General features: G+C 73.0%; 13 protein-coding genes and 1 pseudogene. 3 read left to right on the top strand and 11 right to left on the bottom strand.

Annotation, left to right across the window (positions count from 1 at the left end; translation table 11 throughout):
* Positions 1 to 89: 89 nt before the first annotated feature.
* A complete protein-coding gene (locus ACYQ8Q_RS15065; protein WP_460065256.1) occupies positions 90 to 1,448 on the bottom strand; it encodes a macro domain-containing protein in 1,359 nt (452 codons plus the stop codon).
* A 101-nt stretch (positions 1,449 to 1,549) separates the two neighbouring features.
* Between ACYQ8Q_RS15065 and ACYQ8Q_RS15060 the strand changes: the two genes are divergently transcribed.
* Positions 1,550 to 2,464, top strand: coding sequence for a macro domain-containing protein (locus ACYQ8Q_RS15060; protein WP_460065254.1), 915 nt, complete (start codon positions 1,550 to 1,552; stop codon positions 2,462 to 2,464).
* Between the two features lie 485 nt (positions 2,465 to 2,949).
* On the opposite strand, the gene ACYQ8Q_RS15055 is transcribed toward ACYQ8Q_RS15060, so the two are convergent.
* From ACYQ8Q_RS15055 to ACYQ8Q_RS15040, 4 genes are all read right to left on the bottom strand, one after another.
* Positions 2,950 to 3,714 carry a TIR domain-containing protein gene (locus ACYQ8Q_RS15055; protein WP_460065252.1) on the bottom strand — a complete coding sequence of 255 codons (765 nt, stop codon included), beginning with the start codon at positions 3,712 to 3,714 and terminating at the stop codon, positions 2,950 to 2,952.
* On the bottom strand, positions 3,711 to 5,264 hold the full coding sequence (locus ACYQ8Q_RS15050; RefSeq protein ID WP_460065250.1) for a hypothetical protein: 1,554 nt from the start codon (positions 5,262 to 5,264) through the stop codon (positions 3,711 to 3,713). The genes ACYQ8Q_RS15055 and ACYQ8Q_RS15050 overlap by 4 nt, the downstream gene beginning before the upstream one ends.
* Positions 5,261 to 5,953 (bottom strand): nuclear transport factor 2-like protein, encoded by a 693-nt coding sequence (locus tag ACYQ8Q_RS15045; protein WP_460065248.1) that lies wholly within the window; start codon positions 5,951 to 5,953, stop codon positions 5,261 to 5,263. Before ACYQ8Q_RS15045 ends, ACYQ8Q_RS15050 begins: the two co-directional genes overlap by 4 nt.
* 181 nt (positions 5,954 to 6,134) lie before the next feature.
* Positions 6,135 to 6,842: an SDR family NAD(P)-dependent oxidoreductase gene (locus ACYQ8Q_RS15040; RefSeq protein WP_460065246.1), complete on the bottom strand. Its 708-nt coding sequence runs from the start codon at positions 6,840 to 6,842 to the stop codon at positions 6,135 to 6,137.
* Between the two features lie 102 nt (positions 6,843 to 6,944).
* On the opposite strand from ACYQ8Q_RS15040, the gene ACYQ8Q_RS15035 reads away from it, so the two are divergent.
* Entirely contained in the window at positions 6,945 to 7,778 is an 834-nt protein-coding gene (locus tag ACYQ8Q_RS15035; protein ID WP_460065244.1) for a helix-turn-helix transcriptional regulator, read from the top strand.
* Here the strand turns inward: ACYQ8Q_RS15035 and ACYQ8Q_RS15030 are convergent.
* The 4 genes and pseudogenes from ACYQ8Q_RS15030 to ACYQ8Q_RS15015 form a co-directional block, all read right to left on the bottom strand.
* The gene (locus tag ACYQ8Q_RS15030) at positions 7,775 to 8,668 is read right to left on the bottom strand and encodes an LLM class flavin-dependent oxidoreductase (protein WP_460065242.1); all 894 of its coding nucleotides are present in this window, start codon (positions 8,666 to 8,668) and stop codon (positions 7,775 to 7,777) included. The genes ACYQ8Q_RS15035 and ACYQ8Q_RS15030 overlap by 4 nt on opposite strands.
* Positions 8,669 to 8,760: 92 nt before the next feature.
* Positions 8,761 to 9,843, bottom strand: a complete 1,083-nt coding sequence (locus ACYQ8Q_RS15025) for a glycoside hydrolase family 5 protein (protein WP_460065241.1) — start codon at positions 9,841 to 9,843, stop codon at positions 8,761 to 8,763.
* A gap of 162 nt (positions 9,844 to 10,005) precedes the next feature.
* Entirely contained in the window at positions 10,006 to 11,046 is a 1,041-nt protein-coding gene (locus tag ACYQ8Q_RS15020) for a rod shape-determining protein (RefSeq protein ID WP_460065240.1), read from the bottom strand.
* A 351-nt stretch (positions 11,047 to 11,397) separates the two neighbouring features.
* Positions 11,398 to 11,547 (bottom strand): annotated as a pseudogene (locus ACYQ8Q_RS15015) (HD domain-containing protein); the annotation flags it as partial.
* Between the two features lie 65 nt (positions 11,548 to 11,612).
* Between ACYQ8Q_RS15015 and ACYQ8Q_RS15010 the strand changes: the two are divergent.
* Positions 11,613 to 12,134 carry a hypothetical protein gene (locus tag ACYQ8Q_RS15010; protein ID WP_460065239.1) on the top strand — a complete coding sequence of 174 codons (522 nt, stop codon included), beginning with the start codon at positions 11,613 to 11,615 and terminating at the stop codon, positions 12,132 to 12,134.
* Positions 12,135 to 12,257: 123 nt separating this feature from the next.
* On the opposite strand, the gene ACYQ8Q_RS15005 is transcribed toward ACYQ8Q_RS15010, so the two are convergent.
* The gene (locus ACYQ8Q_RS15005) at positions 12,258 to 14,390 is read right to left on the bottom strand and encodes an MMPL family transporter (RefSeq protein ID WP_460065237.1); all 2,133 of its coding nucleotides are present in this window, start codon (positions 14,388 to 14,390) and stop codon (positions 12,258 to 12,260) included.
* Positions 14,387 to 15,334: an RNA polymerase sigma factor SigJ gene (gene sigJ / locus ACYQ8Q_RS15000; protein WP_460065236.1), complete on the bottom strand. Its 948-nt coding sequence runs from the start codon at positions 15,332 to 15,334 to the stop codon at positions 14,387 to 14,389. The genes ACYQ8Q_RS15005 and sigJ overlap by 4 nt, the downstream gene beginning before the upstream one ends.
* Positions 15,335 to 15,373 lie beyond the last annotated feature (39 nt).

Raw genomic sequence — 15,373 nt, 5'->3', positions numbered from 1 at the left:
AGGGCTGGAAGTCGTCCGGAAGCAGGCCGGAAGCGGATGGCGGCTGTCGGGGGAAGCGGCCATGGATCTCTGCTGGGGGAGTGACCAGGTCAACTCGCGTGCGTCGGCGGGACCGCCGACCGTTCGTCCATGTCCCGCAGAAAGGCCTCGACCGCCGACAGATCCGTCCGCTCCAGCTCGTCGGCCCGGATGACCACCCGCAGCTCGGGGGAGACGGCGGGGTCGTCGCGCAGGCTCTCCGTGAAGGTCTCGACGATCAGCAACAGCAGCTGGGTGCGGTCGAGTTCGACGACCCGGGCCAGTCCCGCGCCGATCAGCGGGATGGCCACCGGCTTGAACAGGCCGTGCACCGCGACCGCCGGCCACAGGCGCTCCAGGCTCAGCCGCAGGTCCGCCGGTGCGGAGCGGGCGCGCAGATCGTTGCCCAGCCGGGAGTAGGCGAGGGCGAAGACCCGGCGGGCGCCGACGGGGACGGCCACCGCCGTACCGACCGGATAGCGGGTGCGGCGGCCCCGCCGCTTCGCCCGGACGCTCTCCGTGGCCAGCGGGGTGACCTCCTTGAGCCCGCGGCGCAGACCGTCGTCAAGGAGCCGGTGCCGGCCCTCGAAGAGCCGCTCCACCAGCTGGCCCTGCACGCTCTCCCGGCTGATGACGACGTCGTCGGCGGAGGTGTCGAAGGTGTCGGAGAAGCCCACGACCAGATTGGCGTCCTCCTGCTCGAAGAGGTCGCCGCGCACCACGACCACGTCCACCCGCAGTCCGCGCAGGGTGTGCCGCAGCAGTTCGCCGCCGTGCCGCTCCCGCAGCCGGTCGTGCAGCCGGGTGAGGGCGGCGGCGGCCTCGGGGTCGTCCGGCCGTTCCCGGGCGCTCTGCTCGGCGACCGGCAGGGCGAGGTCGTAGCGGCCCAACGCGCTGTGTCCGGCGATCAGTTCGCGCCGGGCGGTGTCGCGGAGCCGGGTCAGCCGCCGTACCGCGGCGGCGGCGAACGCCTCGTCGTGGACCTCGGCCAGGGGGCGGCCCCGCCACAACCGCAGCGCCTCCGCCAGCAGCCGGACGGCGGAGGCCGGCGCCGCGCGCAGCGCGCCGCCGACCAGCTGGGTGAACTCGGAGCTGTCCAACTCGTCCGTCGCCAGCACGAGTTGGTAGCTGCTCTCCACCCCGCGCGCGGTCGGCAGCTGTGCGGTGCGGACGATCCGGGCGCCGATGCCGGGGCCGGCGAGGTCGAGGGCGCGGCGCAGCTCCAGGATCCGTTTCTGCACCTCGTTGCGGCCCCGCAGATCCTGGCGGGGCAGTTCGGCGGTCGGCTGCCAGACGTCCCGGTAGAGCTGCCGGGCCGGTACGGCCTCGCCGTCGGCGGCGACCAGCCGCACCAGCAGGCGCGCGGTCAGCGGGGTGAGATGCGCCTCGGCGCCGTTCACGTCCAGCCGGACGGGACCCAGGACGCTCACGCGCACGCTCGGTGTCCGGGTTTCCACGCGCTCTGCCCCCTTCACCGCGTGATGGCCCGTCAGGAGAGAACTCAGCGTACCAAGGCGTTCTGGAGGGATGTATGCGATCGACCGGGCCGTCCGCGCCGCACCGGCCCGCACGGGCGCGGCTGCCGGGATCACGGCGCGGCAGACGGGTGTTCGCCGCGAGTGTGCTGGTGGCGTTCGGCGCGGTGTCGGCCGTCGTGCAGTTCGTCGGCCAGCTCTTTCCGGACCTCGTCCGGCATCCCGGCTGGGTGACGTCCTGTTCCGTGGCGCTGTGCCTGGCCTGGGGGCTGGTCCGGGCCCGTCCGCAGGCCGCCGTACGGCAGGAGTTCGGGCGCCCCGGGATGACGGTGGTGGTGGAGGAGGGCGACCTCTTCGACCAGCCCGGCCATCTGGTCGTCGGCTTCACCGACACCTTCGACACCCTCGTGGACGACGGCTTCGTCATCAACGACACCAGTGTGCAGGGCCAGTTGCTGACCCGCCGCTACGAGGGGGACGCCGGACGGCTGGACGCGGAGCTGGCCGCGGCGCTGCACGGGGTGGCGCCGGTGGTGCGGGAACGGGCCCGGGACAAGCCGCGGGGCAAGCGGGACCGGTACCCGATCGGCACCGTCGCCGTCCTCGGCGCCCGGCCGCGGCTGGTCTTCGCCGTCGCCTACAGCAGGATGGGCGCCGACTGCGTCGCGTCCTCCAGCGTCCAGGACCTGTGGCTCGGGCTGGACCGGCTGTGGGACGCCGTCCGCCGGCACGGTCAACTCGAACGCGTCACCATGCCGCTGACCGGGGCGGGCCTCGCCCGGCTGCACGACCTCGACGAGGACACCCTGCTGCGGCTGATCCTGCTGTCGTTCGTCGTCCACGCCTGGGAGCGGCCGCTCAGCCGGGAGCTGCACGTGGTCGTCCGCCCCGGTGAGCTGGGGCGGATCGACCTGCCGGAGACCGCGGCCTTCCTGGCGGGCCTGGCGACGGGGGCCCGGCGCCAGGCCTGACGCCGGGCCGTCCCGGCCGGGTGGTGCGCGCCGTGTCTGATGCTGGGCCGTCCCGGCCGGGCGGTGGGCGCCGTGTCTGATGCCGGGCCGTCCCGGCCGGGTGGTGGGTGTTGTGTCTGGTGCTGGGTGGTGTCGGCCGGGTGGTGCGCGCCGTGTCTGATGCTGGGCCGTCCCGGCCGGGCGGTGGGCGCCGTGTTTGACGCCGGGCCGTCCCGGCCGGGTGGTGGGTGCCGTGTCTGGTGCTGGGTGGTGTCGGCCGGGTGGTAGGCGCCGTGTCTGATGCCGGGCCGTCCCGGCCGGGTGGTGGGTGTTGTGTCTGATGTCGGGCCGTCCCGGCCGGGTGGTGGGCGCCGTGTCTGACGCCGGGCCGTCCCGGCCGGGTGGTGGGTGCCGTGTCTGATGTCGGGTGGTGCCGCCGGGCGTACGGGCCGGGCGGTACGGGCCCCTCCCCCGGCCGTGGACGACCACCGGGCCCGTACCGCGGTTCACGGGGTGGGCGGCACTCCGCGCCCGGTGCGGCCGTAGGCCGCCAGGCGGCTGTACGGCCAGGTCTGACGCCAGTCGGAGCCCGTGTCGTTGACCCGGCAGCCGGCACCCTTCAGCCGCTCCACGATCTTGCCCAGGGCGGCCGCCGAGCCGTCGAAGCGGATGACGTTGCGGCCCCCGATGTCGGAGACCGGACGCAGCTCGCCGATCTCCACGATCAGCGTCCGCTCCGGGTACGCCATCAGCACCATGCCCAGTTCGATCAGCACGTTCGGCCGGGGCTGGCCGGTCGGCTCCGTCTCGTACGGCGGCTCGACCGCGCCCCGGAGCGCCGGGTGCAGCTGCACCACGTCGTCCGGGGTGAGCAGCACCAGCGCGGCCTGCGCCCGGGCGGGGGCACCGGCGACGACCTCGCCGAGGAACGGCGCCGTCTGCCCGGTGGCCCGGACCAGGTCCTCCCATTCCAGCGGACGCAGATCGAGCAGGCGCAGCAGATCGAACATCTTCAGCCGCACCTCCTCGTCCCGCCCGTGCACGACGAAGACATTGCGGCTGACGTCCGCGGAGGGACCGTCGTCGCCCGCCCCCGGCCGCACCTGGGCAGGGGCGGAGGCCGTGGCGGCCGGCGGGGCGTCGTAGAAGTTCTGCGTCCCGGAGTTGGTGGTGTTGTTGTTCCCGGTCACGAAGTTGTTGCCGTGCCCGAAGTCGTTGCCGTGCCCGTAGTCGCTGCGGTGACCGCCGCCGCCCGTCGAGGTGTCGCTCATGCGGTGCCGCCCCCCTGACCCGCGCCGGGGCCGCGGTAGAAGTTCTGCGTGCCGGAGTTGGCGGTGTTGTTGTCGCCGGTCATGAAGTTGTTGTTGCTCCCGTAGTCGTTGAGGATGTTCGTCTGACGTGCCTCGTGCTCCGCCAGGTCGACGTTGTGCTCGTGCAGGAAGCCACGGATGACGTGCAGGAGCTGGCGCTCCACGATCTGCGTGTACTTGATCGTGTCCGTCTCCTGGAAGAAGTGCAGGAAGTCCTCGCTGGTGGCCATCTCCCGGATGCTGGTGAGCGCCCCGCGGTCGGGCACGAGGTCCGCGTAGCGGCCGAGCCGGAACTCGCTGGTGTCCAGCGGCAGCAGCACCCGGATCCGGTTCCTGTTCCAGCGCCAGGGCAGCAGACCGGGCAGCCAGGTCCGCAGCCGGGCGAGGACCGGTCGTACCAGTGCCTCGGGCGCGCCGAGCAGGGTGTCCCACCCGACGCGGGCCAGCAGCCGGGCGTTCAGGGCGGCGGGCAGCCGGTCCACCAGGTGGAAGTCGGCCTTGATCGGGGCCAGCACGTACGAGTAGAACTCGGTGTGCAGGGTGTTGCCCTTGAGGTCGAAGCCCACGAACGCCGTGGTGACCAGCTCCTGCTTCCACGAGCCCACCCGCACGCACAGATACGCGCGCGCGGAGTCGTAGACCTCGTCCCAGCGCCCCTCGCCGTCCACCGGGGAGCGGCCGCCCGGGCCGCGCCGGTTCGGGTCGGCCGTGGTGAACGTGGACCGCTCGACGGCGAGACCGTCGATCCGCTCCGACCGCCGTGCCCGCTCGCGCAGCTCGGCGGTCATGCGCTCGGCGACACAGGCGGTGATCTTCTCGACGGTGAAGGGGATGACCTCCTTGCGCTTCGGTTCCTGGGCGGCCGGGGTCTCGGGAGCCGGTGCCGCGCCCGGGTGCCGCTGGCCCTGCTCGTTCACCGGGAGCGGTGCGCCGATCAGCAGTTCGGCGGTCGACCACTGCCGTACCGGCTCGCCCGCGCCCACGAACGGCTTGTACCCGCCGTAGTGGACCACGGTGCCGTCCGAGGCCTGCTCGTCGTCGATCTTGGACACCAGGTCGGGCGTCAGCAGCGGACGGCGCGGATACGCGCCGGTGAACCCGCCGCTGCCCTGTCCCAGCCGGCCCACCAGGGTCTGGAGGGTGACGACCCGCCGCAGGTAGGCGGTGACCCAGCACAGCCACAGCGCGGTCAGGAACCCGGTGAACCCGCCCAGGACCCCGGCCGCGGTCAGGAAGACGGTACCGGCGAGGCCCGCGCCGAGGACGGCCAGCCGGATCCGCTGCAACCGGCGCGCGGCCAGCGCGTGCGCGAGCACGGGCACCGCGTCGTAGCCGTACGAGGGTGCCACCACCCGGAACCGGTGGGTCAGCAACTCCCGTATGACGGAGGCCCGGTAGAGCGGATCGAGATAGGTGCCCGCGCACAGCAGCCGGGTCGCGTTGCTCATGGCGTCGCCCGGCGCGCGGTCCGGGGCCGGCCCGGCGACGGAGACGGTGGTGTCACTGGTCATGGCGTCGCCGCTCCGCTCTCGCCGGTGGGTTTCATCGAGCCGCCGGTGATGACCCCGTCCACCACCGTGTAGGTGCCGCGGTACGACGTCCGCGTGCCGTCCGTCCCTTCGGCGAGGAGACCGACCGTGACGGTGTCGCCGTCGACGGACTCGACGGTGGGCTCGGCCCGTGCCGTGTCCTGATAACCCAGCACGAAGCCCTGGTAGCCGCCTGCGTCACCGAGGTTCTTGCCGCCGAGCTCCCAGGCGGTCTCGAAGTCGTGCGCGTTGATGGCGTCGTAGTAGGCGAGGACGGTCGCCTCGGGACCGTCGGTCTGGGAGGGGGAGACCGAGGGGGAGACGGTAGAAGAGGCGGAGGAGGTGACGGAGGGGGTGACGGTGGGCACCCACAGCCCCGTGTCGTCGTCCGTGCCGGAATACTCCTCGGTGGGGTACTCCTCGCTCGGTGACGCGTACCAGGCACCGCTCCCGGCCCCGTCGGAGGCCCCGGACGACCCGGAGGCCCCGGAGGACCCCGTGTTCGCGGACGCCAGCGAGGGCAGGACGGCGATCAGCAGGATCAGCAGCAGCGGTATCCCGGCGACGATCAGGGCGTACGTCCGTTCCTGGCCGGCGGTGGGTAACAGGGTCGGCGTCTCGTAGGTGCCGCCCGGTCTCGTGCGGGCGTCGGGATGGATCGGCTGGCTCATGGGCCCCTCGCAACTCCCGGCGCGCTGCCGGGTTTTCACTGTTCTCGCGGCACGACCAGAGTCACTCTGCCCGACATCCGTGGGGCGCGATCCGGTTTCGCGCTGACGAGATGTGACCAGACACCCCGCTTCCCCGGCCAGCCTTTCCACCTGCCGATCCGCTTCCGATCCGCTTCCGGGTTCACCAGGGCAGCGGGCCCTCCGCGTCGACGTAGCCGCCGGTCGGCCCGTCCGGCCCCACCTGCGCCATCCGTACGACGATCGCCGCGCCCTGTTCCACGGTCTGCGTCCCGGTGTTCCCGTTCAGGTCGGTCCGGGTGAACCCGGGCTCGACCGCGTTGATCCGCAGGCCGGGGAACGCCTTCGCGTACTGGAGCGTGACCATGTTGAGCGCGGTCTTGGACGCCGGGTAGGCGACCCCCGGATAGCCGTACGCCGGGTGGCCCGCGTCGGAGGCCAGGGTGAGGGAGGCCAGTCCGCTGCTGACGTTCACCACGACCGGGGCGGCGGAGCGCCGGAGCAGCGGAAGGAAGGCGTGGGTGACCCGCACCGCGCCGAAGACGTTCGTCTCGAACACCTCCCGCATGGCGTCGGCGGTGACCTCCTCGGCCCCCGGGACCGTGTTGCCGGGGCCGCGGGACTCGATGCCCGCGTTGTTGATCAGCACGTCCAGGCCGCCGTCGGCCTCGATCGTGCGGGCCGCGGCCTCGACGGAGGCGTCGTCGGTGACGTCCAGCAGGACCGTGCGCGCCCCCAGCCGCTCGGCGGCCAGCCGGCCGCGCCCGGCGTCCCGGCTGCCGAGGTAGACGGTGTGGCCCGCCGCGAGGAGCTGCCGGGCCGTCTCGAATCCGATGCCCTTGTTGGCACCGGTGATCAGTGTGGTGGTCATGCCCTCCAGCCTGTGGCGGGCGGCCCGGGGCAGCCAGTTCCCCCGGCTTCCTGGGACCGCCGGTACCAGGACGGCGGCCGGGGAGCGGTGCACAGTGGTGGCATGGCGGGCACGGAGTTCGGGCGTACGGTACGGCGGTGGCGGGACCGGGTCTCCCCGGAGGCGGCGGGGCTGCCCTCGGGCGGTCAGCGGCGGGCGCCCGGGCTGCGCCGGGAGGAGCTGGCGATGCTGGCGGGCATCTCCGTCGACTACGTCACCCGGCTGGAACAGGGCCGCGCGGCGAACCCCTCCGAGCAGGTCGTCGAGGCCCTCGGCCGGGCCCTGCGGGTGTCCGCCGCCGAGCGCGAGCTCCTGTTCCACTCGGCCGGGCTGGTCCCGCCGGGACGCGGCACGGTCCCCGCGTACATCGCGCCGAGCGTCCACCGCATGCTGGACCGGCTGACGGGCACCCCGGTCGCGGTGTCCGACGCGTCCTGGACCCTGCTGCTGGCCAACCCGCTGTACACGGCCCTGATGGGGGAGCGGTACGGACGGGACCGCAACGGCGCCTGGCGGATCTTCCTCGGCCGCGGCGAGAACCGGGTCCGCCACACCCCGGAGTCCCGGCGGGCCTCGGAGACGGCGGTCGTCGGCGACCTGCGCACGGCGGCGGCCCGCTATCCGGCGGACCGCCGACTGCGGCAGCTGATCGCCGAACTGCGCGCCGAGAGCTCCCGGTTCGCCGGTCTGTGGGACTCCGGGGCCGTGGGGCACCACGAGGCCTCCCGCAAGACCGTCGACCATCCCCAGGTCGGCCCCGTGACCCTCGACTGCGACACGCTCAGCGTCGCGGGCAGCGACCTGCGCATCATGGTCTACACGGCCGAACCCGGCACCCGGGACGCCGAACGCCTGGAACTCCTGTCGGTCCTGGGGTTGCAGTCCGTGGCCCCCTAGGGCGTGTGGCGAAAGTCCGGGCGTCCCAGGGCCTCCAGTACCGCGGCCAGCTGCGCGAGCGGTTCCGGGCCGACCACGCGCAGGACGACGGTGGCGGCGCCGGCCTTCGCGAGGTCCCCGATGTTCCCGGCGGCCTCGCGCGCCGTGCCGGAGACGGTGAAGACCTCCTCCTGCGGGCGGCCGAGCCAGGCGCCGTGGCCCTCGGTGTGCGGGTGGAGCGTGCGGGACACCTCGTCGGGGTCGTCGCCGACGCAGGCGAAGGAGAAGACGGTGAGGGTGTGCTCGGGGCCGGCACCGCCCTGCTCGGTCAGGGCGCGGACGCGGTCCAGGTCGCCCGGGCCGTGGCCCTCGGCGATCAGTGTGCCGTCCGCGACCCGCCCGGACAGCTCCAGCGAGCGGGGCCGTACGACCCCCGCGACGACGGGCGGCACCTCCGTCGGCGGATGCACCAACTTGATCCCGTCCAGCCGGACTTCACGCCCGTCGAGGTCCACCTTCGCGCCGCGCAGCAGCGCCCGCACCGAGGTGATCGTCTCCTCCAGCAGCGCCAGCGGGGAGCGGGGCGCGACGCCCGCCCGGGCCATCCACTCCGGTACCCCGTGCCCGATCCCGGCCACCAGCCGGCCGGGGAACACCCGGGCCAGCGTGGCCAGTTCCATGGCCAGCAGCGCGGGGCTGCGCAGCGGGGCGGGGGCGATGCCGATGCCCACCCGGAGGCGTTCGGTCGCCCCCAGCGCCACGGCGGCCGCCGACACACCGCCGTTCCAGCCGAGGTCCTCCACCACCCAGAGGTCGTCCGCCCCGAGCGCCTCGGCCCGCCGTGCGAACGCGGGCAGTCCCTCCGGCGCCCAGTCGCGGTCGTACATCACACCGATTCGTACGTTCGTCATGCTCCGGAACCTATGCGTCGGTCAGCGGGGGAACAACGGAAGAGCGGCGACCGGCCCGCCGGTGTCAGGGACGGCGGGCCGGTCTGTCCGGGTCAGCCCTGGACCGGCCTGCCGCGGCCCCAGGCCCAGGCGAGGCGGTCCGCGCCGGACTGGTTGGTGGTCTCCAGCCAGGGCCGGTTCACCGGGCCGACGAGCTTCTGCACGGAGTACGTGTCGTCGGTGCGCAGTCCCGGCCAGTACACCGAGCCCATCTTCAGCTCGCGGAAGGTGTCGGTGACGGCCTGGACGAAGTTGACGTAGTTGTTGTCCGGCGTCTTCACGTTGTAGTCCAGACCGTCGGTCATGGGGGCGCCGAACTCGTCCGCCACGGTCCGGTTCGCGCAGTCCCCGATGCGCACCTTGAGGTCGGCGACCCACTCGTCGTAGGTGGCGTACGACTTCCAGAAGCCGTAGTGGTGCAGGGAGAGGTAGGTGCCCTTCAGGCGCGGGTCGGCGCAGACCGAGGTGACGTGGTCGTTGTATCCGGCGCCGCTGACGAAGACCCGGTTGCGGGGCACCGACCTGTAGGTGTCGAGCCACTTCGCTGCGAGGTCGGCCCACTCGGTGTCGGTGTAGCCGTGCGGCTCGTTCATCGGCTCGAAGTAGACGCGCTTGTCGTTCTTGTAGGCCTTGACGACGGTGTTCCACATGGGCCAGTAGGCGGCCTCGTCGTCGATGTAGCCGTCCTTGCGGGTGCCGGTGCCCTCCCAGTAGGACACGATCACCTTGAAGCCCTGGTCGGAGGCCGCGTCGATGACCCCGCGGTACGACTTCCAGTACGCCCCGTCGACCGTGTACGGGTTGATCGGCAGGCGGACCGTGTTGGCGCCGAGGTTGGCGCGGAAGGCCGCGATGATCCGGCTCGCCTTCGCGTACGTCTGCCGGTAGGTGTCCGAGGTCGACAGTCCGGACAGCTGGAGGTAGTCGTCGGCGAAGTTGTCCCGCGGGTCGGCCCAGTTCACGCCCTTGAACTGGGTGGTGTCGGCGGCCAGGCCGGTCTTGGCGGGGGTGGCCGAGGCGGGGGCGGCGGCGAGGGTGCTGCCGGCGACCGCGGCCACCGCGACCGCGGCGAGGGCGGCCCGCAGCCGGGGCGAGCGGGTGGATCGGGAGGAGGCTCTGACGGGGGTCCTGCGCATCGACTTGCCCTTTCCGAACGACGATGTTTACGCAAACATCGCCTCCCGCGGAGAGCTGATGTTTACGTAAACATGGCGGCGCCGGAAGCTTGGCACCGCACTCGGTGATCGTCAAGGTTTCGCGCGCGTAACGTTTGCGGGCGAGCGGCCCCGGGGGGCCGCTCAGGAGGTGGCCAGCGGGCTGAGGGTCAGCGGCGCGATCTTGCCCTCCAGCATGGCGCCGAGGCCCTGCGCGGCGCAGATGTCGGGCCGCTCCGCGATGTGCACCGGCATACCGGTGGCCTGCCGCAGCATGTGGTCGAAGCCCGGCAGCAGGGCGGAGCCGCCGACCATCATGATCCCCCGGTCGGCGAGGTCGGCGACCAGGTCCGGCGGGCACTCCCGCAGCACCCTGCCGATGCCGTCGAGCACGGCCGTCAGCGGGGTCTCGATCGCGTCCCGTACGGCGGCGGTGTCGACGAGGACGGAACGGGCCAGGCCCGTCGCCACGTCCCGCCCGTGGATTTCCGTGGAGGCCGGGCCGTGCGGGGTGAGACCGTTGCCGGACAGGGCCAGCTGCAAGGGCCGTACGGACTGGCTCGGCAGCATCAACTCATGCTCCAGGCGCAGGTGTTGCACGATCGCGTGGTCCACGGCCTCGCCGCCCACCGGGATCCGCTCGGCGGTCACGATCGAGCCGAGCGAGAGCACCGCGATCTGGGTGGCGGCCGCCCCGCACACCATGATCATCGTGGCCTCGGGCTGCTCCACGGGCAGCCCGCAGCCGACCGCGGCGGCGATCAGTGTCTCCACCAGCTCCACCCGGCGCGAGCCCAGACCGACGAGGGTCTCGATCGTGGCGCGGCGGGCCAGCGGGTCGGCGTCGTGCGGGGTGCATGCGGCGGCCCGCAGGAACGGCTTGCGGCGCAGCTGCCGGCGGATCTTGTCGCCGAGCAGATGCCGCAGCATGCGCTGGGCCATCTCGATGTCGACGACCGTGCCGCCGGAGACCGGCCGCATCACCCGGATGTAGTCCGGGGTGCGGCCCGTCATCCGCTCGGCGAACTCGCCCACCGCGATCAGCGCGCCGGTACGGGTGTTCACGGCAGCGACGGACGGCTGGTCCACGACCAGCCCGGCCCCCCGCACATACACCCGGGTCCGTGCCGCCCCGAGGTCGACGGCGAAGTGGCAGCGGCGCAACTGCTCCAGACTGGCGGTCATGGCGGGTCCTCCCGAGAGCGCGGGGCCGCCTGGTCGGCGGGCCTCGTGTGCGGGTGGGCCGCCGGGTGGTCGGCCTCCTTCGCATCCTGCGCGGGCGGCGCGGGGGTACGCCTCTTCAAGGGGGCCGGGCGGGGCGCGCCCGAATGGGGGGTTGTCCCGGCGAGCCGCCCTGCGGGCCGCTGAGCAGGGGCTCGGCGTCTGCCCCGCGGCTGCCGGGAGCCAGTGGCCAGCGACCCTTCAGCGCCGGTTCCGGAGCGGGTGCGGCCTCCTCCCGGTCCGAGCCGCCGGTCCGCCGGAACAGCGCGCTCGGGCACCACATCCAGCGCCCGACGTCCGGGGCCGGTGCGGCGTCTCGCCGAGGGCGGCTCGCAGCCAGTCCAGCGAGCCCGTCTCCAGCACGGCGTCCGCGGGGGCCTGCCCGCTCTTGGTGGTGATTCGCCTGTGGCTGTCGTCGATCCTGCACTCGAACTTGTCCGCGTCCCGGGCGCGGACAGCCTCCGGCGGTACAGGTTCGTCCTCGAGGCCCTTCTGGTGCCGCCGTCACGAGATGGCCCAAGCTGGCGCGCATGGATTGGTTGCCACTGCTCTCCACCCTGGCCGGGGCCGCGATCGGCATCGTCGCAACGCTCATCGCCGATCGGAATCGGTGGAAGCACGAGAATGTCAAAGAGGCTCATCGGCTGCGGCTCGACATCTACACGCAGTACACCACCACCGTGAAGGTCCTCGGTGAAACCCTGCGGGCCGTGGCCGAGCGAGAACACCCTTCCGACGACGAGCGGGCGCTTGCGCTGCGCGAAGCCTTTCGGGATTCAGGCATGGCCATCGCATCAGAACGGATGTGGCTCATTGCGCCCCAACCCGTCGTCAAGGCCTCCAACAGTGTGTTCCACTGCCTGCGACGCATCTGCGACGGCTACATCGATGGCACTGCCGTCAGCAGTCCAGAGGATCGCGCCCGCTGGGAGGCACGCGGCAAAGCAGCCGCCAAGATGCGCATGCTCATGCGTGAAGATCTCGGCGTCGGCCCACTCACCGAGCGCCACAGCCCCCTTCTCGACGACTACGACGACCCCGCCGCGCAGTGATCGTGGGCGTGCCACCAACGCCATGGGACGGCACAGGTAGGTCAGAAAGGCACGCCCGCGCATCAGCTCCTGGCTGCCTGACGGCCATCGCTCTGCGCACTGCGACAGGGAGGAGACAGTTGGTCACCTGGCTCCGACGACGGATTCGGGATCGGGTCTGTCCGTGGGCGGCTGAAGGGTGGTGCGCTGCCGGAACAACGCGCTCGGCCACCACATCCAGCGCCCTACGTCCAGGATCAGCGCCGTGACCAGGACCGAGCGGACGACCAGGGTGTCCAGCAGTACCCCGAACGCCACCGCGAACCCGAGTTCGGCCGCGAACACCAGGGGCAGTGAGGCCATCGCCGCGAAGGTGCCCGCCAGCACCACCCCCGCCGAGGTGATCACACCGCCGGTCGCCGACAGCCCGGTCAGCGCCCCGCGCCGGGTGCCGTGCCGGACGGCCTCCTCCCGGACCCGGGTGACCAGGAAGATGTTGTAGTCGATGCCCAGGGCGACCAGGAACACGAACGCCAGCAGCGGGAAGGAGGCCTCCTGCCCGGCGAAGTGGAACACGTGCTCGAACACCAGGGCGCTCACCCCCATCGCCGCCCCGAACGACAGCACCACCGTCGCCATCAGCAGCAGCGGGGCGACCACCGCCCGCAGCAGCAGCGCGAGCACCAGGAACACCGCCACCAGCACGATGGGGATGATCACCGCCGAGTCGCGGTCGGCCGCCTCCCGGGTGTCGAGCAGCACCGCCGTGGTCCCGCCGACCTGCGCCCGCGCGCCCTCGACCCCGTGGACGGCGGCCCTGGCCCGCTCGACCGTCCGCATCGCGGCCGTACTGCTGGGATCGTCCCGCAGCTCCCCGAGCACCAGCGCCTCACCCGCCTTGACCACCGGCGCGGCGACACGGGCCATCCCGGGGACACCGGACAGCGCGCCGCGCACTTCCTGCGCCGCGTCCGCCTTCGCCACCACGAGGACGGGGTCGCCCGAGCCGGCCGGGAAGTGCCGGGCGCGGATCTCCTCGCCGACGACCGTCTGCGGGCGGCCGGTGAACTGGTCCCTGCCGGCCAGCCCGTCGGCCCGCAGCGCGAACATCCCGAGCGTCATCGCACCGAGGACCAGCGCGGTACCGGCCCACACGAGCCGGGGCCGAGCGGAGACCGCGGCGCCCACCCGGGCCCAGACGCCGTCCGTCAGCGCACCGGCCTGCGTCGCGTCGTACGACGGGATCGTCGGCCAGAAGATCCAGCGGCCGCAGACCACCAGCAGGGCCGGCATCAGCGTGGTCATGGCGAGCAGACCGACGAGGACGCCGACCGCGCAGGCCGGGCCGAGCCCCTGCGTGGAGTTGAGGGAGGCCGGCATCAGCAGCGTCAGGCTGACCGCGACGGTCGCCGCACCGGCGACGATCGCGGGACCGGAGCGCCGCAGGGCCCGCCCCATCGCCTCGTGCCGGTCCTCGTGGCGCCGCAGCTCCTCCCGGTAGCGCGAGGTGAGCAGCAGGGCGTAGTCGGTGGCGGCGCCGAACACCAGCACGGTCAGGATGAAGCCGGTCTGCTTGTTGACGGTGAGTCCGGCGTTCTTCGCCAGGACGTAGATCACCGCCTCGGAGGTGACCAGCGCCGCGCCCGCGGTCAGCAGTGGCAGCAGGGGGAGGACCGGGCTGCGGTAGGTGAGCAGCAGGATCAGCACCACCACGGACGCGGTGATCGCCGTCAGCCCGCCCCCGCCGCCGAAGGCCTTGACCGAGTCGGCGGCCTGACCGGCCGGCCCGGTGACATGGAACCCGAGACCGCCGCCCGCGTCCCCCTTCCTCCCCTCACCCACCTCGGTCAGCGCGTCGACGACCTTGCCGATCCCCTCCCAGCCCGTCCGGTCCTTGTGCACCTGGACCACCGTCTGGATCGCCTGCCCGTCCGCCGACGGCACGGGGCCCTGCGGCGCGCCCTCGACCCCTTCGACGTCCCGGAAGGCCTCGGCGTCGGCCCGGACCTTCGCCAGATCGGCGGCGGTGACACCCCCCGGCCGGTCGTAGACCACGATCGCGGGCACGGTGTCGGCGGGCTGGAACCGCGCCACCCGCTCGACGACCCGCGTCGACTCCGCGTCGCCCGGCAGCCAGGCCGAGTTGTCGTTCTGCTCGACCTCGCCGAGCCGCCCGGCCAGCAGCAGGGCCGGGACCAGCAGGACCGCCCAGAGGGCGAGGACGACCCACTTGCCGACCCGCCCGCTCGGCAGGGTCGCCAGGGTGCGCGCCTTCACCGGGACCTCGCCGTGGTGTCGATGTGGGAGAGCTTGTCGGGGTTGGCGACGGCGTAGATCCCGCACACCCGGTCCCCGTCCGGGGTCAGGTCGAGGACCAGGACCGCGTACGGGGTGTCGCCGGCGAACAGCAGCGCCGAGGGATCGCCGTTGACGCTGCGGTAGGCGATGCGCAGGCCCTGCCCGGAACGCGGGGCGACCGAGGCGAGCAGCCGGGCCACCTTGTCCCGGCCCCGCAGCGGCCGGGGGCCGCCCGCGCCCTTGCCGCCGCCGTCGCCCCACAGCGTCACGTCCGGCGCCAGGAGCCGCAGCAGGGCGTCCAGGTCACCGCCGAGCGCGGCGTCCAGGAACCGCTCGGTCACCTGCCGCCGGACCTGCGGATCGGGCGCGTACCGGGGCCGCCGGGCGTGCACGTGCTCCCGGGCGCGATGCGCGAGCTGACGGATCGCGGACGGGCTGCGGCCGAGGATCTCCGCGATCTCGGTGTGCGGGTAGCCGAACACCTCGTGCAGCACGAACACGCCCCGCTCCAGCGGGGTGAGGGTCTCCAGGACCACCAGCAGCGCCATCGACACCGACTCGGCGCGCAGGGCCGCGTCGGCCGCGTCGCCGGCAACGGCGGGGACCGCGGCGTCCGGGAGGGGCCCGACCAGCGGTTCGGGCAGCCAGGGCCCGACATAGGTCTCCCGGCGGCGGCTGACGGCGGCCCGGTGCGCGAGCGCCCCGTTCACCGCGATCCGCACCAGATAGGCGCGCGGATGCCCGATCTCCGCCGCGCCCTCCGCCTCGTGCCGGGCCGCCCACGACAGCCAGGTCTCCTGCATCACGTCCTCGGTGTCGCAGACGCTGCCGAGCATGTTGTAGACGATGGAGAACAGCAGCTCCCGGTGAGCGGCGAACACCTCGGTCGTGGTGTGCGCCACCGGGTGCGGGGGGTGGGACATCGTGGGCCTCCCGTCGCGGATGCTTTCCGCACGGAGAGG

It is taken from the genome of Streptomyces sp. YKOK-I1, assembly GCF_054660435.1.
The sequence above is the reverse complement of the archived record's forward strand: the minus strand, read 5'-3'. Positions and strand labels throughout refer to the sequence as shown.